Genomic DNA, 19206 nt, shown 5'->3' on the forward strand with positions numbered 1-19206 from the left:
GGCCTCCAGCCTGCTTGCAGACGCAGTCTCGCGCCGCGATATGACAAGATAAGCGAGGCGGAGCTATCCGCTAGAGAACTTTCGAGCGGTTCGCGTAAAGAAAATGCGCCAAAACAAAGAGATAGAGCATTTCCGCGATTCGGAGAAACGCGGAAATGCTCTAGCCCCGCGCTTCATGCAAGCAAGGACGAGGCCGTGAGCGACGACGATCGGCCGCAAAGCCGCTGGCCGCGGCCGCTTCTGTTTGCGGCCGGTTGGGTCTTCACGGCACTCGGTATCGTCGGGCTGATGCTGCCGGTAATGCCCGGCACCGTTTTCCTGATTCTCGCGGCCTGGTGCTTCTCGCGCTCTTCGCCGCGGTTCGAGACCTGGCTGATAGGTCATCCGAAGCTCGGCCCGCACGTCAAGCGCTGGCGAGAGACCGGCGCCATCGCCCGGCGGGCGAAATATGCCGCCTGTGGATCGATGGTGCTGAGCTTCGTGCTGCTGACGCAAACAAGCGCGCCGCCGATCGCGCTGGCGACGACGGCTATTTGCCTGATCGGTGCGGGCCTCTACGTCTCGACCCGCCCCGACCATTGATACCCGGCGCTGGCAGGATGCGGCATGCGCCGCACCCTCCACGTCACTCCACCGTGACGGACTTCGCCAGATTGCGGGGCTGATCGACGTCCTTGCCCATGAAGACGGCCGTCTGATAGGCGATCATCTGGATCGGCAGGGCGTAGACGATCGGCGCGAAGGTCGGATCCATGTCGGGCATGATGATCGTCGCCTCGGGCTCGATGCCGCATTCGGCGGCGCCCTTTGCGTCGGTAATCAGGATGATGCGGCCGCCGCGCGCCGCGACCTCCTGCATGTTCGAGGCGGTCTTCTCGTAGAGAGCGTCATGCGGCGCGACGACGATGACCGGCATGTCCTCGTCGATCAGCGCGATAGGCCCATGCTTAAGCTCACCTGCGGGATAACCTTCCGCGTGGATATAGCTGATTTCCTTCAGTTTCAGGGCTCCCTCAAGCGCGAGCGGGAAGCTGGTGCCGCGGCCGAGATAGAGCACATCCTTGGACTTGGAGAGCTCGCGCGCGAGCTTCTCGATCTCGGGCTCCAGCTCCAGCGCCTTGGCGATCAGACCGGGCAGCGCGATCAGGTGCTGCACATGGCCAGCCTCCTCCTCGGCCGAGAGCGTGCCGCGGGCACGAGCGGCAGCGAGCGCGAGCGAAGCGAAAACCGCGAGCTGGCAGACGAAGGCTTTGGTCGAGGCGACGCCGATCTCGGGGCCGGCGAGCGTCTGCGCGACCGCATCGCTCTCGCGCGCGATGGTCGAGGTCGGCACGTTGACGACCGAGAGGATGGCCTGCCCGTTCTGGCGGGCGTAGCGCAGCCCGGCCAGCGTGTCGGCGGTTTCGCCGGACTGCGAGATGAAGAGCGCGAGGCCGTGCTCCGGCAGCGGCGCCTCGCGGTAGCGGAACTCGGACGCGACATCGATCTCGACCGGCAGGCGGGCGAGCTTCTCGAACCAATATTTCGCGATGAGGCCGGCATAATAGGAGGTGCCGCAGGCGCTGATGGTCAGGCGCGAGAGGCCCTTCCAGTCGATCTTGTCGCCGAAGGGCAGGCGCACCGCGCCATTGGCCATGTCGAGATACTGCGTCAGCGTATGGCCAATGACCTCCGGCTGCTCGTAGATCTCCTTCGCCATGAAATGGCGGTGATTGCCCTTCTCGACCAGGAAGGCTCCGGCCGCGACGCGCTGGGCGCGGCGTTCCACCTCCGCGCCGGTCTTGTCGTAGAACGTCGCGCCGCGGCGGTTGAGCACGACCCAGTCGCCCTCCTCCAGATAGGCGATCAGATTGGTGAAGGGCGCCAGCGCCAGCGCGTCGGAGCCCAGATACATCTCGCCGTCGCCGATGCCGACCGCGAGCGGCGAGCCCTTGCGGGCGCCGATCAGCAGATCTTCCTGGCCGTGGAACAGGAAGGCGAGCGCGAAGGCCCCGTGCAGGAGCGGCAGGCTCGCGCGGACCGCATCGGCCGGAGACTTGCCGCGATCGAGCTCGCGGGTCACGAGATGGGCGACGATCTCGCTGTCGGTCTCCGTCTCGAAGACGTAGCCGTCGGCCTGCAGCGCGGCGCGCAGCTCGCGGAAGTTCTCGATGATGCCGTTATGGACGACGGCGAGCTTCGCTGTAGCGTGCGGATGGGCGTTGGTCTCGTTGGGCTTGCCATGGGTGGCCCAGCGGGTGTGACCGATGCCGATCAGCCCGTCGAGCGGCTCGGTCGACAGGCGGACTTCGAGATTCCTGAGCTTGCCCTCGGCGCGGCGACGGGCGAGCTGACCGGCCTCCAACGTCGCGACGCCCGCGGAATCATAGCCGCGATATTCGAGTCGCCGCAGCGCCTCGACGATCTGCGTCGCTACCGCTTCCTTGCCCAAAATCCCGACGATGCCGCACATGGGCGAACCCTTCGAATAGTTGCTGCTGGCGATACCGCTTAGCTGCAGAAGAAGCGGTTGCCCAATCAATCTAAATGACGAACTGTGAAAGGCCGTTCGCCAGCTTCTCTCGGAATTCCGACTATTCCGCGGCCTTCTTGGCCGCTTTCCGCGCCATTGCTTCCGCGCGGAACGTTTGCGCCCAGCCCTCCTTCTCGACCTGGCGGCCGCGGCCGATGGCCAGCGCATCCGGGGCAACGTCTCTGGTGATGACCGAGCCGGAGCCGATATAGGCGCCCTCGCCGATCGACACCGGCGCAACCAGCGAGGAGTTCGAGCCGATAAAGGCATTCGCGCCGATCGTCGTCTTCGATTTGGCGAAGCCGTCATAGTTGCAGGTGATCGCGCCGGCGCCGATGTTGGCGGCTGCGCCGATCGTCGCATCCCCGATATAAGTCAGATGGTTGACCTTGGCGCCCGGGCCGATATCCGACGCCTTCACCTCGACGAAGTTGCCGACCTTCGACCGCTCGGCAAGCCTCGCGCCCGGCCGCAGCCGGGCGAAGGGGCCGACATTCGCCCCCTGGCCTATGGAAGCGCCTTCGAGATACGAGAAGGCGTGGATCAAGGCAGCGTCGGCGATGCGCACGCCCGGTCCGAAGATCACATTGGGCTCGATCACGACGTCGCGGCCGATCTCGGTATCGAAGCTGAAGAAGACCGTTTCCGGGGCGATCAGCGTCGCGCCGCCGAGCATGACCGCGTTGCGCGTGCGCCGCTGGAATTCCGCTTCTGCCGCGGCCAGCTGCACCCGGTCGTTGACACCCTGGACTTCGCTTTCCGGTGCCCTCAGGACGACGGCGTCCAACCCAAGCGACCGCGCGATTGCGACCGCGTCCGTCAGGTAGAATTCCCGCTGGCCGTTTTCGTCGTCGATCGCTTCGAGAATCGCCAGGGCGTGCTCGCCGGCGAGCGCCATGAGGCCGGCGTTGCACAGTTTGATCTTCCGCTGCGCCGATGTCGCATCCTTGTGCTCGACGATCGCCTCGAGGTGGCCATCATGCTCGACGAGCCGGCCGTAGCCGGCCGGGTCGCGTGCCTCGAAACCGAGGACGGCGACCGCCGCTCCGCCGGCCAGCGCCCCGCGCAGCGCCAGGAAGGTTTCCGGCCGGACGAGCGGCGTGTCGGCGAAGGCCACCAGGATTTCTCCGTGGCCGTCCTTCAAGGCTTCCTTGGCCGCCAGCACGGCGTGGGCGGTTCCGCGCCGCTCGTGCTGCGTCGCGATCCGCGCCGCGGGAAGGAGCTTCAATGCCTCCTCGCCGACCTCCGGACGCTCGGATGAGACCACGACGGCAACGGCGTCCGCGCCGGCCTGCGAGACCGAGGACAGGACATGGCCCAGCATGGAAAGACCGGCAACGGGATGAAGCACCTTCGGGGTGCGCGATTGCATGCGGGTGCCTTCGCCGGCCGCCAGAACGATCGCAAGGCAAGAGCGAGCCGGCTGTATTTCGGTCATCTTTGTCGTTTCCCCTGCGGGCATGACTGGATTTCTGCCCGCTCCTCACGGTCGCTTTCGCGCATGCTGGCGTTGCAGGCGGCGTGGATAGCCGATCCCTGCGGCTTTTGCCAAAGTCGAAATGGCAAAATGAGGGCGTCCCGAAGACGGCCGCCGTTCATCCGCCGTTACAAGTCGGTCTGGGATACCCTCTCCAGCGGGTGCGATCACCACTAATTTCCTGATCGGAACCGCTTTTCAGCCGAACTGGAAATGATCTAGAAGCGCGGAGGACGAGGGCGTCGTCCGCGCAGTTTGGAAAAGATGTCGAATCCCTTGAATCGCAGACAGTTTCTGGAGGGCGCGGCTGGTGGGGCGGCCCTGCTGTCTCTCGCCGCGCCGGCTGCGGCCCAGACGCCGGCAGGCGCGGCCGCCCTTAACATTCCCGCTCTCGCCGATGGACAGCGTTTCGACCCGGCCCTGGTGGTCGATGCCGCCCGCACCTTGGCACAGCGTCCGTTGATCCCGCTTGGAGCGTCCGACCTTCCCGAAGGTTATGCGACGCTTCCGGCCGACCAGTTCGCCGGGATTCGCACGCGTCCCGAGGCGACGATCTGGGCCGGTGAGAATCGCGGCTTCACCGTCGAGCCACTGCATCGCGGCTTTGTGTTCTCCAACCCCGTCAGCCTGTTCACGGTCGAGGACGGCACCGTGCGCCGCGTCGGCTTCGATCGCGCCAAGTTCGACTATGGCCGCGTCACACCTCCCCCGGCCAATGCCGATTTGCAATTCTCCGGCATGCGGATCGCGGCCGGGCTCGAGCGGCCGTTCGAGGTCGCGATCTTCCAGGGTGCCACCTTCTTCAGAGCGCTCGCCCGCGGCCAGAATTTCGGCGCGATGTCGCGCGCGCTCATCCTGCGGCCGGGCGAGCAGCGCGGCGAGGAGTTGCCGTTCTTCCGCGCCTTCTGGATCGAGCGGCCGAGCCCGGCCACCGGCTCGCTGGTGATCCACGGACTGCTCGATTCGGAGAGCGTGACCGGCGCGGCGCGGATGACGCTGCGCCCGGGCGACGTGACCTTCATCGACGTCGAGATGACGCTGTTCGCCCGGCAGGCGCTGGAGCATGTCGGCTTCGGCTGCACGAGCGCGACTTTCCTCTCCGGCCCGCAAAGCCGGCGCACTTTCGACGACCTCAGGCCGTCGATCGGGGAGGTTTCCGGCGTTCAGATGCAGTCGGGCGGTGGTGAATGGATCTACCGGCCGGTGAGCAACCCCGCGACATTGCAGGTCTCTTCCTTTGTCGACGAAAACCCCAAGGGCTTCGGCCTGGTGCAGCGCGAGCGGGATCCCACCGCGTTCCAGGACGACGACCAGCGCTTCGAGCTCAGGCCCAGCGTCTGGAACGAACCTCTCGGCGACTGGGGCGCGGGCTCCGTCCAGCTGATCGAGATCCCCAGCGACTCCGAGCTGAACAAGAACATCATCATGTACTGGCGGCCCAAGCAGCCGCTGGCTGCCGGCAGCGAAACCTCGATCAGCTATCGACAGGCCTGGTGCTGGCAGCCGCCCGACCGGCCGCCGCTTGCGATCGCGACCCGCACCCGGCAGGGCAAGGGCTCGCAGGGTCGCCGCCGCCGCTTCATCGTCGAATTCGCCGGCGACAAGCTCGGCGATGCCGGATTGATCGCCTCGACGCGGGCAACCGTGACCGCGCAGCCCGGCGCGGTGCATGGCGTCCGGCTCTGGCCCTATCCGGAGCGCAAGATGATGCGCGTCGGGTTCGAGGTCGATCCGGGCACCGAAGCGCTCTCCGAGCTCAGGCTCGTCCTGCAATCCGGCGGCCAGCCCGTCTCGGAAACATGGTTGAACCGATGGACGTGGTAACCGCGCCCCGCCAGGAGATCGCGGAAACCGAGGCGCGCAGCTTCAACCCCGCCCGCGAACCTGCCACTCCGCCCGAAGACCGGCTGATCATGCCGGTTCAGTCCTTCCGGAGCTGGAGCGCCTCCGAACGGCGCAAGCCTGCGGCGCCGGCCAACTGGAAGACGCCCTGGCTGAAGCGCCTGTTCGTCTTCGGCGGCGGCTTCGCGCTCACGGCCTATGGCGCCTGGGAGATGTACAACGTCGTGTCGGTCAGCCGCACGACGTCGTTGCAGTACGCCTTGCTCGTGCTGTTCACGATCAACTTTTCCTGGATCGCCCTCGCCTTCACCAGCGCCCTGCTCGGCTTCTTCGGCGTGCTCTTCGGCGCCGGTCGTGCGGAGCGGGCGGACAGCCTGAAGCATCGCACCGTGGTGGTGATGCCGATCTACAACGAATCATCCGCACGCATCTTCGCGGCGGTGGCCGCCATCCGCGAGTCGGTCGAGGCCACCGGGCTCGGCGACCATTTCGACTACTTCATCGTCTCCGACACGACCAATCCGGATGTCTGGGTGGCAGAGGAGCGCGCCTTCCTGGCATTGCGTGAGCGGATCGGGCCCAATTCCCGCATCTATTACCGCCACCGCCCGAAGAACCATCACCGTAAGGCCGGCAACATCGCGGATTTCGTGACGCGCTGGGGCGGCCTCTACGAGCACATGGTCGTGCTCGATGCCGACAGCCTGATGACCGGCACCTGCATCGTGCGGCTTGCCGCCGCGATGGAGGCCGACCCCGACGCCGGCATCATCCAGTCGCTGCCGCTGATCATCAACCGCAACACCTTCTTCGCGCGGCTGCAGCAGTTCGCGGCGCGTGTCTATGGCCCCGTCATCGCCACCGGCCTCGCTATGTGGTCCGGACGCGACGGCAATTACTGGGGCCACAACGCCATTATCCGGACGAAGGCCTTCGCCGACCATTGCGGCCTGCCCGATCTCAAGGGCAAGCCGCCCTTCGGCGGCCATGTGCTGAGCCATGACTTCGTCGAGGCAGCGCTGATCCGCCGTGCCGGCTGGTCTGTCTACATGCTGCCGGACCTGACGGGGTCTTACGAGGAAAGCCCGCCCTCGCTGATCGACATCTCCGTCCGCGACCGGCGCTGGTGCCAGGGCAACCTTCAGCATTCGCGCATCATGGGTGCGAAGGGCTTCGTGGCGCCGACGCGCCAGCATTTCGCCACCGGCATCATGGGCTATCTCGCCTCGCCGCTCTGGCTGATGCAGCTGGTCGTCGGTATCCTGATCGTGTTGCAGGTCAACTACGCCAGGCCCGAGTATTTCACGCAGGAATTCACGCTCTTCCCGGTCTGGCCGCGGTTCGACCCCGAACGCGCCTTGCGCCTGTTCGCGCTGACCATGGCGATCCTGCTGGCGCCGAAGCTGTTCGGCCTGCTGCTGACGCTGTTCAACAACAAGCTGCGGCGTGCCGGCGGCGGCGCGATTCGCCTCGTGGTCTCCGCCCTGATCGAGGTACTGTTCTCCGCCTTCTTCGCGCCGATCATGATGCTGATCCAGTCCGGCTCGGTCTTCCAGATCCTGCTCGGCCGCGACACGGGCTGGAATCCGCAGCGCCGCGACGATGGCTCCATTCCGCTGAAGGACATCATCCGCCGCCACCGCACCCATACGGTGCTCGGCGTCGTGACAGGCCTGTCGGCGTTCATGATCGCGACCTCGCTCTTCGCCTGGATGTCGCCGACGATCGTCGGCCTCGTGCTGGCGATTCCGCTGTCCTGGGCCTCTGGCCAGCTCGCGATCGGCCTTTGGCTCAAGCGCCACAAGCTGCTGATGACGCCGGAGGAAGGCGCTCCTCCGGCCATCGCGCTGCGCGCCAACGAATTGCAGGCCGAGTTCGAGAAGGCCGGCTTCGACGATGCCGATGGCATCAAGGCGCTTCACGCCGATGCCGAGCTGCGTCACGCCCATGAGCTGATGCTGCCCTATGGCCAGTCACGCCGGCGCGGCGAGATCGAGCCGGACCGTGCCGTCGCCCAGGCCAAGCTCGTCGATGCCGAGACGGTCGACGACGCGGCGATCTGGCTCAAACCGAAGGAGCGCATGGTCGTGCTGCACGATCGCGCGCTGATCGGGCTCCTGGCCTCGCTGCCGCCGGTCGAGGTCAAGAGCTGAGTCAGCCCCTATCGCGTGAAGGGGCTGACGCCCGGCAGCGTGGCGGCAGGCTCAGATCTGCTCGAAGGCGATCATGCAGCCCATGGCATCCTCTGCCTGGACGAAGAGCCGTTCCTCGTTCTGCACGAAGGGAATCTCGGCCGCGGTCAGGCGCTCCGCCATCGCATCGAGGCTCGGCACCGCGACGCAGAAACCGAGGAACCGGGCAGGCGTGGTGTCCGGCTCGACCTGATAGGCGCCAAGGGCAGCTTCGGGATCGAGCACGTCGATGCGGCCGCGCGGCAAAGCGAGAACATAGTCCTCATTGCCTTCCAGCACCTCGGCGCCACCGCTGAAGGTGGTGAGGAAGGCCCGGTGCAGCGCCGGTTCCTCAGCGACGATCACGGCCGAGGTCAGAGCTGTCGCGCCATTCTCATGTTGCTGGAAATCCGGGTTCCAGAAGTTCTGCGGCTCGAGCTGCTGACAGACGAAGAAGCCGCATTCAGGCGCGCGGGAATCGGCTGCAAAGGCGAGTTCGAAGGCGACCCGCACAGTGGAACCGTCCGGCCGCGTGCCCTGACGCTCGAAGAAGAAAGGCTCGAAATCTCCGATTCCGGCAGCCTGGAACGTGGCCGCGTCGGCCTTGGCATTGGTGCTTTCCAGCACCAGCATCGAGAGCCCCTCCCCCTGCCCGGCCAGCGCATCGCGAACGAAGGCGCCGAAGGAGAAGAGGCGTTCGCCATGCGGCGGGATCGCGCTCTGGTCGGCGATGGTGACGAGTTCAAGGAACGAGCCCGGGAACTGCACGATTCGGTTCTCGGTGCCCCAAGGGTGGCGATTGCGGGTACCGACGCGGAAGCCGAGCTTCTCGTAGAAGCGCCATGCGGCATCGAGATCGCGCACGCCGATGACGAGATGGTCGAGGCCGCGGGGCGTGGAGGCTGTGGCAGGCATGGCAGGCTCTTTCGACAGGCGTCAGGAACCCAAGGCTAGCAACACTTCACGGCGCGGTCATGTGCCTGCCGCGCTTATGGCTCGATGAAGTGCGGCAGGAAGCGCGAGGTATTCTTGGTGATCGGCGAGGCATCCTCGCGCAGGCAAAGCCCGCAGGGCTGCGAGGCGACGAGCCAGGAGCCGAGAACGGCGTAGTTTCCGTCGGCCGAGAACAGGTTGCTCGCCGCATCCTGCAGGATATGACCCTCCGCGCCATAGGGGCCGTCATCGCTGTCGAGCACCCGGTCGCGTTCCATCAGCGTGATGTTGGCGCCCTCGCGCGAATAGAGCGGCTTGCGCACGCGGCGCGCCGACAGCGTCGCACAACGCGGATCGCCCTCGAAGAAGGCCGGCAGCAAATTGGGATGGCCGGGCTCCATCTCCCAGAGACAGGCGAGCAGCCCCTTGTTGGAGAGCAGCGCCTTCCAGGGCGGCTCGACGAATTGACATTGCGACCCGGCGAGCGCCCCGCCGTAGCTCTCGCGAAACAGCCATTCCCAGGGATAGAGCTTGAACAGCGTCTCGATCGGCTGGTTGGAGCCGTCGCAGAAACGCCCATCCGAGAGCAGGCCGATCTCCTCGATATAGGTGAAGCGCGCATCGAGACCGGCCTGGACGGCGCAGTCAGTCAGGTAGTCGACCGTGCCCTTGTCCTCGGCACTGCCCTGCACGCAGGTCAAATGCAGGCGGTAGGGAGAAGGCTCGCGCAACGCCGCGAAGGCGGCGATCAGGCGCTCGTGCAGCGAATTGAACTGGTCGGAGCCCTTCGGGATCGCGCCGCGCCCCATCGCCTGCTCCAGCCAGTCCCATTGCACGACGCTCGATTCGAACAGGGCCGTCGGCGTATCGGCGTTGTATTCGAGCAGTTTGGCAGGCCCATGCCCGTCATAGGCGAGGTCGAGCCGGCCATAGAGATTGCGCTCGCCGCGCTGCCAGCTCCGGCGGATATAGTCCCAATGCTCGGCTGGGATGGCGAGGCGGCCCAGGATTTCCTCGCTCGCCAATGCCTTCTCGATGAAGGCGAAGCACAGCTGCTCGATCGCTTCTGTCGGCGCTTCGATATCCCGCTCGATCTCGTCGAGCCTGAAGGCATAGGCAGCGCTTTCGTCCCAATAGGTCTCGCCGTCGATGGTGTGGAAGGCGAAGCCCAGACGCTCGACCTGGTCGGTCCAGTCCGGGCGTGGCGGGAGGGTGACGCGGCGCATCTCAGGACGAGGAATGCGAGGAATAGGAGCGCGCGATCGAACCGAAGCCGCCGCGGGAGGAGACACTGGTCGTTGCGGCGCTGCCACTCCGCGCACCCGTCGCAAAGGCTGCGGTGACGCCGCGTCCGCTTGTCTTCGAATAGGCCCGCGAACGGCTGCTGCTGGACGAACTGCTCCCGCCGGAGGAGCCCGATGACGAGCTGCCGCTGCGCGCTTGCTGGCATTCCGGCAGCGGCGATCCCGGCGGGCAAGCAGCGGTGGTGGGCGGCAGCAGCGGCTGCGCGCCGGCCAGGCCGCGCGCCAGCATGAAGCCGGCGAGTGCGGGGATGAAATACTGCGCCCCGCCGATGCTTGCCGAGCTGCAGCCATTGGCGCCGTATTGCGCCTCGCATTCGTTCTGATTGCGGAACTTCGGCGCATCCTTGAGCCGCGTGGCCGTCGCTTCGGCGAAGGCCGTTTCGCATTGCTGGGCGCTGAGTTGACCGCTCGCGCGGCAGTCGCTCAAATTGTTGTAGACGAGGTTCTCCTCGCTCTCGTCCCCTGTCATCGACCAGACGGTGGCGACGAGGAGGACACCGGCAGCAGCGAGCCCGATCTGGGACGAGCGCTTCATGGCCGCCTCATTCCGTCATGCTGGCCGCGGCCAGCGTTCCGGACACCACGGCGATGACCGCGAGCATCACGGCCGACGGCAACCCGTCCTCCTCGATCTTCCGCGACAGCTCGGGGATCAGGAGGCGCGCGAGACCATAGGCCGCGAACTGGATGACCATCGCCGCCACCGCCCAGAGGATGCAGTCGGGAATGCTGCTCGCCTGGGAGATTGCCTGCTCCAGCGGCAAGGAGAAGCCGACGACGTTGCCGCCGAGCGCAACTGCCGCCGAGAGATTGCCATCACGGATCAGGGCGATCTCGTCATGCGGCGTCATGCGCAGATAGAGCCCCGCGAAAGCGGCGATCAGCGCCGCGCCAACGGCGAAATAGAGGAGGAACGCGGGCAGGCCCGCCATGGAGATCGTCATGCCACCCTGCCCGATGCCCGCCCGATGGCCACTATATACCTACGGTTGCCGCGCGCCGCCAATACTATCCGAAAAACTGCGTCAGCCGTCATTCGAAGGGAGGATGAACCGCATGGCGATCCGGGAGAGGCGCTGCAGTTGCGGCCAGTTGCGCGTCGCTTGTCAGGGAGAACCGGCCATCGTCGCGCTCTGTCATTGCCGCGAGTGCCAGATGCGAACAGGCAGCGCCTTAGGGCGTTGCGCCCGTCTTTGCACGCGGAGCCGTAGTCATTTTCCGAGTATGGCCGGCCAGCTGATAGCGGCCTTCGCGTCCTGAACCATTTCTGTCCCCACTGCGGAAGCACGGTCTTCTCGGAGCCGTCGCGAAGGCCGGAGTTGATAACGGTCGCGGTCGGGGCGTTCGCCGACCCCGAACTCCCGGCCCCGCGGATGGTCGTCTTGGAGCAAACACCGTCACCTCTGGGCGACGGTGATTCCGGGAAAGCAGATCGCCACTCGCCCTTGCGGACAGCGAGCGGGGCGACCGACTCTTTGCCAACACATCGACCGCGCGCCTTAAAGCGGCTGCCGCATGTCGGGCCGGCGCCGGATCAGACCAGCCGGCTCTGGGCCTTGGCCGCCTCGATGAAGCTCGCAAAGAGCGGGTGCGGCTCGAAGGGGCGAGACTTCAGCTCGGGGTGGTACTGCACGCCGATGAACCAGGGATGGTCGGGATACTCGACCGTCTCCGGAAGCAGGCCGTCCGGCGACAGGCCGGCGAAGCGCATGCCTTTCGCCTCCAGCCGCTCGCGATAGCCCATATTGACCTCGTAGCGGTGGCGATGACGCTCGGAGATTTCGGTCGAGCCGTAGATCTCGGCGATCTTCGAGCCCGCGGCGAGCGTCGAGGCATAGGCGCCGAGCCGCATGGTGCCGCCGAGATTGCCGTCGGCGGCGCGTTGCTCCAGCTCGTTGCCGCGCATCCACTCGGTCATCAGGCCGACGACCGGCTCCTGGGTCGGGCCGAATTCGGTCGAGTTGGCGTTGTCGATGCCGGCAAGCGAGCGCGCCGCTTCGATCACCGCCATCTGCATGCCGAAGCAGATGCCGAAATACGGCACCTTGCGATTGCGGGCGAAGGTCGCCGCCTTGATCTTGCCCTCGGCGCCGCGATGGCCGAAGCCGCCCGGCACCAGGATGCCGTGGACATGTTCGAGGAAGGGCGCGGGATCCTCCTTCTCGAAGACCTCGGATTCGATCCAGTCGAGATTGACCTTGACGTTGTTGGCGATGCCGCCATGCGTCAGCGCCTCGATGAGAGACTTATAGGCGTCCTTCATGCCGGTGTATTTGCCGACGACGGCGATGGTGACCTCGCCCTCGGGGTTCTTCACGCGCTCGGAGATGCGCTTCCAGTTGGTGACGTCCGGCTCGCTCGAAGCATCGAGGCCGAAGGCGGCGAGCACCTCGTTGTCGAGCCCTTCCGCATGGTAGGACAGTGGCACGTCATAGATCGAGGCGACGTCACGGGCCTCGATGACGGCCGTCTCGCGGACATTGCAGAACAGCGCGAGCTTGCGGCGCTCCTCGCGCGGGATCTCGCGGTCGGTGCGGCAGAGCAGGATGTCGGGCTGGATGCCGATCGAGCGCAGTTCGGCGACCGAGTGCTGGGTCGGCTTGGTCTTCAGTTCACCAGCGGTCGGAATGTAGGGCAGCAACGTCAGGTGGATGAAGATGCACTGGCCGCGCGGCAGCTGCTGGTTGGTCTGACGGATGGCTTCGAGGAAGGGCAGACTCTCGATGTCGCCGACAGTGCCGCCGATCTCGACCAGCGTGAAGTCGTAATCCTCGTTGCCGTCGAGGATGAATTCCTTGATGGCGTTGGTGACATGCGGGACGACCTGGATGGTCGCGCCAAGATAATCGCCCCGGCGCTCCTTGGTCAGGATGTCCATGTAGATGCGGCCGGTGGTGATGTTGTCGCCCTTGTTGCAGGGCCGGCCGGTGAAGCGCTCGTAGTGGCCGAGGTCGAGATCTGTCTCGGCGCCGTCGTCGGTGACAAAGACCTCGCCGTGCTGATACGGGCTCATCGTGCCCGGATCGACGTTGAGGTAGGGGTCGAGCTTGCGCAGGCGGACCTTATAGCCACGAGCCTGCAGAAGGGCTGCGAGAGCCGCCGCCGCCAGGCCTTTGCCAAGCGAGGACACCACGCCGCCGGTGATGAAAACATACCGCGTCATGGGAGTTCACCTCTATCGCCACGGGTTCGATTCGCTAAGCGCGTTCAGTGCAGTCCCGCCTTGCCCTGAGCGCTTGTCCACAAAAGAGAAGGCCGGTCGCCCGGCCCCTCCAAACTCAAAAGAGAAGGGCCGGTTTCCCGGCCCTGCCCTGCTTACTGCTGCGGCGCCGCTGGCGGCGTCGGCGGCTGTGCGCCGCCCTGGCTTTGGTTCTGCATCTGGCGGAGCTGGTCGAGCACGCCGGCATTCGGGGCGCTCGGAGCCGCGGGCGCGCCAGGGGTCGCAGGCGCGGTCGTCGCCGGAGCACCGTCGATGATCGAGCGCTGGACGCGGCCGCGATTGGCCATGACGGCCAGCACGATCGAGGTCAGGAAGAAGAGAGCCGCGAGGATCGCCGTTGCGCGGGTCAGCGCATTGGCCTGGCCACGGCCGGTCATGAAGCCGCCGACGCCGCCACCGCCGCTGCCCATGCCGAGGCCGCCACCCTCCGAGCGCTGCAGCAGCACGACGCCGACGAGCGCGACGACGATGATCAGGTGGATGACGATGAGAACGTTCTGCATGGTCTCACGAAATGGATATGGCGCGGGCTGCCGGCAAGGGCCACCCGCTCCTCCTCGAAAGGTCGAGGCGAATTCGGCGGCGCACATAACATGCGTGCGCCGACAGCGCCACCCCTCAGTGACGGCCGATCAGCCCCGCGCCCTGCTCCGGCTCAGCCGTTGCAGGCGCGAGCGATCGCCAGGAATTCCTCGGCCTTCAGACTCGCCCCGCCGACGAGCGCGCCATCGACATGGGCGACGTTCATCAGTTCGGCCGCGTTCGAAGGCTTGACCGAGCCGCCATAGAGCAGCCGCACGCCGGCCGCCGCGGCCTTGCCGATGAGGAGGCCGAGCTCAGTGCGGATCGCAGCATGCATCTCGGCGACGTCGGCTGCCGTCGGCGTCAGGCCGGTGCCGATGGCCCAGACCGGCTCGTAGGCGACCACGAGCGTGCCCGCCGTCGATCCTTCCGGAATCGAGCCGCGCAGCTGCTCCTCGACGATGGCGAGTGCCTTGCCGGCCTCGCGTTCGTCCTTGGTCTCGCCGACGCAGACGATCGGCACCAGCAGCGCCTTCTGCGCCGCCTCGGCCTTGGCCTTGACCGTCGCATTGCTCTCGCCATGGAGCGTGCGGCGCTCGGAATGGCCGACGATGCAGAAGCTCGCGCCGGCATCGGCCAGCATCGCGGCCGAAAGCTCACCCGTGAAGGCGCCGGAGCCTTGCGTGCTGCAATCCTGCCCGCCGGTGGCGATGCGTGTGCCGATCAGGGTGGCCGAAGTCGTGAACAGCAGCGTGCCGGGCGGGCAGATGGCGATATCGACACCCTGCTTCAGCGCGGCGTCGTAGCCCTTCGCGACCTCGGCTGCGATGGCGAGATCGGCCTTGAGGCCGTTCATCTTCCAGTTGCCGGCTACCAGCGGCCTGATGCTGCGCGTCACGTCTTTCCTCCGAAAATTGATCGCTGCGCTCTAGCAACGCGCGCCCGCCGCCGCAATCGCATGCGACCTCGCGACACGATTCCGCTACGGCGATTGCGGCTTTCGCCGCCGGTTCCTATAAGCAGCGCCGAAACAGACGCGCGCAGGGCATAAATCCGCGCCACGAACAGGTTCAGGGAAAGACAGCTTCCATGATGATGCAGGGCATCCGCAAGGCGAGTCAGGGTTTTCTCGGCAAGCTCGTCGTCAGCGTCATGTTCGGCGTCCTGATCCTCGCCTTCGCGATCTGGGGCGTCGGAGACATCTTCCGCGGCTATGGGCGGAACGAGGTGGCGAAGGTCGGCAAGACCGAGATCGGCCTCGAGCAGATGCGCCAGGCCTATCAGAACGACCTGCAGAACCTGATCCGCCAGCAGCGCCGCCAGATCTCGCCCGAGATGGCGCGCGCGCTCGGCCTCGACCGCCAGACGCTCTCTCGCCTGCTGACCGAGGCGACGCTGGACCAGACGGCGCAGGGCATGCGGCTCGCCGTTTCCGACGACACGATCCGCAACCTGATCTTCGACGATCCGGTCTTCCGCGACGCCGCCGGCCAGTTCTCTTCGGCACGCTTCAACGAGCTGCTGCGCTCGAACGGTTACACCGAACAGAGCTATGTCGCGCTCCAGCGCTCGACCATCCTGCGCCAGCAGCTCTCCGAGATGCTGGTCGGTGGCCTCACCGCCCCGCTTGCCCTGCAGGAGCTCGGCAGCCGCCTGCGCAACGAGAAGCGCGCCGTCACCTTCGCGCGGATGCCTGCGAGCGCCGCCGGCGAGATCGCGGCGCCGACCGAGGACCAGCTCAAGACCTTCTTCAACGACCGCAAGATCGCCTTCCGCGCGCCGGAGTACCGCTCGGCCGACATCCTCGCGATCTCGGCCGACGCACTCGCCGATCCGGCCAAGGTCACGGATGAGGAGGCCAAGGCGCGCTACGAGGCGGTCAAGGCCCAGCGCTTCACCACGGCCGAGACCCGCACCATTCAGCAGATCGCCTTCCCGAATGTCGAAGAAGCCCAGGCTGCCAAGGCCAAGATCGACGGCGGCGAGACCTTCGACGAGATCGCGACCGAGCGGAACGTCGCCTTCAACGACCTGACGCTCGGCACTTTCACCCGCGATCAGGTCTTCGACGCCGCCGTGCGCGAGGCCGCCTTCGCCCTCGAGCAGGAAGGCGTCAGCGCACCGGTCACCAGCGCCTTCGGCACGGTGCTGCTGCGTGTGACGAAGGTCGACACCGCGCATGTGCGCCCGTTCGAGGAGGTCGCCGCCGAGCTGAAGCAGGAGATCGCGACCAGCCGCGCGGCCGGGCATATCACCGAGCTACACGACAAGATCGAGGACCAGCGCGCCGCCGCCAAGCCGCTCGCCGAGATCGCCAAGGAGTTCAACCTGAAGCTGCGCAGCGCCGGCCCGCTGAACGCCACGCTCGGCCGGCCCGACGGCTCGAAGGAAGAGGCATTGCCGGGCGGCGACGCGACGCTGCAGGCGATCTTCCGCTCCGATATCGGCGTCGATAACGAGGCGATCCGCCTGCCGCGCGAAACCGGCTATGTCTGGTTCGACGTCACCAAGATCGACCCGGCGCGCGAGCGCGGCTTCGATGAGGTCAAGGCCGAGGTCGAGAAGCAGTGGCGCGCCGACGAGACGGCGGCCAAGCTCGCCGCCAAGGCGCGTGAGCTGACCGAGCGGCTCGACAAGGGCGAGAACTTCGACGTGGTTGCCGCCTCAGTCGGGCTCACCATCGAGACCGCCGCCGATATCGGCCGTCAGGACCAGCGCCCGGAGCTGCCGGCTACCGTCGTCAGCCAGATCTTCGGCACTGCCGCCGGCAAAAGCGGCTCGGCGGCCGGCACAGATGGCGGGCGCATCCTGTTCAAGGTCGATTCGGCGACCGTTCCGCCTTACGTCCGCACCACGCAGGAAGCTGGCAATTTCGAGCGGGCGCTCTCGTCGAGCGTCAGCGAGGACATCCTGGTGCAATATGTCGCCAAGCGTCAGGCCGAGCTGGGTGTCAGCATCAACGAGGCTGCCTTCCGCAATGCCACGGGCGGAGCGCAGAATTGACGATGCAGCCCCTTCAGGAGTTCGAGCGCTTCGCGCAGATCTATGAGACGGGCGCACCGCAACTCCTGCGGCAGGTTCTGGTCGGCGACTGCGAAACGCCGGTCGCGGCCTTCCTGAAGCTGCGCCGCTCCACCTCCGGCCCGGCCTTCCTGCTCGAATCGGTGGAAGGCGGCGCCGTGCGCGGCCGCTACTCGATGATCGGGCTGGAACCGGACCTGATCTGGCGCTGCCATAAGGGCGAAGCCTCGCTCTGCCGGACCGCGCTGGGCGACAGCTTCCTCACCGATCCGCGGCCGGCCTTCGAGAGCCTGCGTGCGCTCCTCGATGAGAGCGCGATTCCGGAGGCTGAAGATCTGCCGCCGATGGCGGCCGGCGTGTTCGGCTATCTCGGCTACGATATGGTTCGGCTGATGGAGCGGCTGCCGGAGCCGAAGGAGACCGGCACCGGCCTGCCCGACGCCATCCTGACCCGGCCGACGCTGATGGTGGTGTTCGATTCGGTGCGCGACGAGATCCATGTCGTGACGCCGGTGCGGCACATGCCGGGCGTCGCCGCGCGCCACGCCTATGAGCGGGCGCAGGAGCGACTGGAAGCGGTGGTGCAGGCGCTGGAAGGCCCCCTGCCCGCCGAGGCCGACATCGACATCGCCAACCTGCCGGAGCCGGCGACGATCTCGAATACAAGCGAGGCCGAATTCCACGAGATGGTGGCCAAGGCGAAGGAGTATATCCGCGCCGGCGACATCTTCCAGGTCGTGCTGTCGCAGCGTTTCGAGGCGCCGTTCGCGCTGCCGCCCTTCGCGCTCTATCGCGCACTGCGGCGAATCAACCCGGCGCCCTTCCTCTGCTATCTCGACTTCAGCGATTTCCAGATCGTCTGCTCGAGCCCGGAGATCCTGGTCAGACTGCGGGACGACACCGTCACCATCCGCCCGATCGCCGGTACGCGCCGCCGCGGCGCCACGGAGGCCGAGGACGAGGCACTGGCGGAGGAATTGCTGGCCGATCCGAAGGAGCGTGCCGAGCATCTCATGCTGCTCGACCTCGGCCGCAACGATGTCGGCCGCGTCGCGCAGATCGGCACGGTCAAGGTGACCGATTCCTTCTTCATCGAACGCTACAGCCAGGTGATGCACATCGTCTCGAACGTCGAGGGGGCGATCGATCCCAAGCACGATGCGCTCTCGGCGCTGATCGCCGGCTTCCCGGCCGGCACGGTCTCCGGCGCGCCGAAGGTGCGGGCGATGGAGATCATCGACGAGCTGGAGCACGACGCGCGTGGGGCCTATGGCGGCTGCATCGGCTATTTCGGCGCCAATGGCGAGATGGACACCTGCATCGTGCTGCGCACGGCCGTCGTCAAGGATGGACGCATGCATGTCCAGGCCGGTGCCGGCATCGTCTACGATTCCAACCCGGCCTCCGAGCAGGAGGAATGCATCAACAAGGCCAAGGCCCTGTTCCGCGCCGCGGAGGAAGCGATCCGCTTCGCCGCCCGGACCGGGCGCGGGCAGTAATCTCCTCAAAAACAAACCGCCCGGCTGCTTGCAGCCGGGCGGTTTTCTTTTGTCCTGGCGCCGCGGCTCAGTGGCTCTTGCCGCCTACCGTCATCCGGTCGACCCAGGCGATGCCGATGGCGGAGAAGATGAAGACGACGTGGATCAGCGTCTGCAGCAGGACGCCTGTCTCGGTGTAGTTCGCGGTCCTGCCAACGATGCCGATATTGCCGGCCTCGATGAAGGTTCTGAGCAGGTGGATCGACGAGATGCCGATGATCGCCATCGCCAGCTTGATCTTGAGGATGCTCGCATTGACGTGGCTCAGCCATTCCGGCTGGTCGGGATGGCCTTCGAGCCGCAGCCGGGAGACGAAGGTCTCGTAGCCGCCGACGATGACCATGATCAGCAGATTCGAGATCATCACCACGTCGATCAGGCCGAGAACGACCAGCATGATCTGCTGCTCGCTGAAATCGAAGGCGTGGGTGACGAGGTGCCAGAGTTCCTTCAGGAAGAGGAAGACATAGACGCACTGAGCCACGATGAGGCCGATATAGAGCGGCAGCTGCAGCCAGCGGGAGCTGAAGATGAGCGCCGGCAGGGGTTTCATCGCGCCAGTGGCGCCTAAGTGGGAGGGCGGGCTGCCGGAGGCCATGGTCGGGTCCTGATCCTTCGAATGTATGACGAGGCTTTTCGGTGGAGAGACGCTAGATGGCGAGGAAA

At 66.2% G+C, this 19206-nt stretch carries 16 protein-coding genes and 1 pseudogene; 7 read left to right on the top strand and 10 right to left on the bottom strand.

Annotated elements, in window-relative coordinates:
• Nucleotides 1-195: 195 nt before the first annotated feature.
• On the top strand, nt 196-582 hold the full coding sequence (locus AC1DEZ_RS01455; RefSeq protein WP_476778340.1) for a YbaN family protein: 387 nt from the start codon (nt 196-198) through the stop codon (nt 580-582).
• Between the two features lie 43 nt (nt 583-625).
• Here AC1DEZ_RS01455 and glmS read toward each other — a convergent pair whose 3' ends face one another.
• Nucleotides 626-2452 carry a glutamine--fructose-6-phosphate transaminase (isomerizing) gene (glmS, locus tag AC1DEZ_RS01460; protein ID WP_441513300.1) on the bottom strand — a complete coding sequence of 609 codons (1827 nt, stop codon included), beginning with the start codon at nt 2450-2452 and terminating at the stop codon, nt 626-628.
• A 121-nt stretch (nt 2453-2573) separates the two neighbouring features.
• Nucleotides 2574-3950, bottom strand: a complete 1377-nt coding sequence (glmU, locus tag AC1DEZ_RS01465) for a bifunctional UDP-N-acetylglucosamine diphosphorylase/glucosamine-1-phosphate N-acetyltransferase GlmU (protein ID WP_476778341.1) — start codon at nt 3948-3950, stop codon at nt 2574-2576.
• Nucleotides 3951-4265: 315 nt separating this feature from the next.
• On the opposite strand from glmU, the gene AC1DEZ_RS01470 reads away from it, so the two are divergent.
• Together AC1DEZ_RS01470 and mdoH are read left to right on the top strand one after the other, a co-directional pair.
• Nucleotides 4266-5813, top strand: a complete 1548-nt coding sequence (locus tag AC1DEZ_RS01470) for an OpgD/OpgG family glucan biosynthesis protein (protein WP_441513298.1) — start codon at nt 4266-4268, stop codon at nt 5811-5813.
• Nucleotides 5801-7984 (top strand): glucans biosynthesis glucosyltransferase MdoH, encoded by a 2184-nt coding sequence (gene mdoH, locus AC1DEZ_RS01475; RefSeq protein WP_441513297.1) that lies wholly within the window; start codon nt 5801-5803, stop codon nt 7982-7984. Before AC1DEZ_RS01470 ends, mdoH begins: the two co-directional genes overlap by 13 nt.
• A gap of 51 nt (nt 7985-8035) precedes the next feature.
• On the opposite strand, the gene AC1DEZ_RS01480 is transcribed toward mdoH, so the two are convergent.
• From AC1DEZ_RS01480 to AC1DEZ_RS01495, 4 genes are all read right to left on the bottom strand, one after another.
• Entirely contained in the window at nt 8036-8917 is an 882-nt protein-coding gene (locus AC1DEZ_RS01480) for a VOC family protein (RefSeq protein ID WP_476778342.1), read from the bottom strand.
• A 74-nt stretch (nt 8918-8991) separates the two neighbouring features.
• A complete protein-coding gene (locus AC1DEZ_RS01485) occupies nt 8992-10161 on the bottom strand; it encodes a glutathionylspermidine synthase family protein (RefSeq protein WP_476778343.1) in 1170 nt (389 codons plus the stop codon).
• 1 nt (nt 10162) lies between these two features.
• Nucleotides 10163-10774, bottom strand: a complete 612-nt coding sequence (locus AC1DEZ_RS01490; RefSeq protein WP_476778344.1) for a DUF1190 domain-containing protein — start codon at nt 10772-10774, stop codon at nt 10163-10165.
• A 7-nt stretch (nt 10775-10781) separates the two neighbouring features.
• The gene (locus AC1DEZ_RS01495; protein WP_476778345.1) at nt 10782-11183 is read right to left on the bottom strand and encodes a DUF350 domain-containing protein; all 402 of its coding nucleotides are present in this window, start codon (nt 11181-11183) and stop codon (nt 10782-10784) included.
• Nucleotides 11184-11295: 112 nt separating this feature from the next.
• Between AC1DEZ_RS01495 and AC1DEZ_RS01500 the strand changes: the two genes are divergently transcribed.
• Entirely contained in the window at nt 11296-11499 is a 204-nt protein-coding gene (locus AC1DEZ_RS01500; protein WP_476778346.1) for a GFA family protein, read from the top strand.
• Nucleotides 11496-11558, top strand: a pseudogene (locus AC1DEZ_RS01505) (GFA family protein); the annotation flags it as partial. The gene AC1DEZ_RS01500 and the pseudogene AC1DEZ_RS01505, both read left to right, overlap by 4 nt.
• Before the next feature lie 215 nt (nt 11559-11773).
• On the opposite strand, the gene AC1DEZ_RS01510 reads toward AC1DEZ_RS01505, so the two are convergent.
• The 3 genes from AC1DEZ_RS01510 to tpiA all read right to left on the bottom strand — a co-directional run bounded on the left by AC1DEZ_RS01510 (nt 11774) and on the right by tpiA (nt 14879).
• Nucleotides 11774-13402 carry a CTP synthase gene (locus AC1DEZ_RS01510; protein ID WP_441513291.1) on the bottom strand — a complete coding sequence of 543 codons (1629 nt, stop codon included), beginning with the start codon at nt 13400-13402 and terminating at the stop codon, nt 11774-11776.
• Nucleotides 13403-13554: 152 nt separating this feature from the next.
• Nucleotides 13555-13962 (bottom strand): preprotein translocase subunit SecG, encoded by a 408-nt coding sequence (gene secG / locus AC1DEZ_RS01515; protein ID WP_441471045.1) that lies wholly within the window; start codon nt 13960-13962, stop codon nt 13555-13557.
• Nucleotides 13963-14114: 152 nt separating this feature from the next.
• Nucleotides 14115-14879, bottom strand: a complete 765-nt coding sequence (tpiA, locus tag AC1DEZ_RS01520; protein ID WP_476778347.1) for a triose-phosphate isomerase — start codon at nt 14877-14879, stop codon at nt 14115-14117.
• A gap of 191 nt (nt 14880-15070) precedes the next feature.
• Here tpiA and AC1DEZ_RS01525 point away from each other — a divergent pair, with 191 nt between their 5' ends.
• Nucleotides 15071-16984: a peptidylprolyl isomerase gene (locus AC1DEZ_RS01525; protein WP_476778348.1), complete on the top strand. Its 1914-nt coding sequence runs from the start codon at nt 15071-15073 to the stop codon at nt 16982-16984.
• 2 nt (nt 16985-16986) lie between these two features.
• The gene (gene trpE / locus AC1DEZ_RS01530) at nt 16987-18501 is read left to right on the top strand and encodes an anthranilate synthase component I (protein WP_476778765.1); all 1515 of its coding nucleotides are present in this window, start codon (nt 16987-16989) and stop codon (nt 18499-18501) included.
• A 67-nt stretch (nt 18502-18568) separates the two neighbouring features.
• Here the strand turns inward: trpE and AC1DEZ_RS01535 are convergent, their stop codons facing one another.
• Entirely contained in the window at nt 18569-19138 is a 570-nt protein-coding gene (locus AC1DEZ_RS01535; RefSeq protein WP_476778349.1) for a TIGR00645 family protein, read from the bottom strand.
• Nucleotides 19139-19206 lie beyond the last annotated feature (68 nt).

The sequence above is a fragment of the Allobosea sp. 10L422 genome, assembly GCF_056395345.1.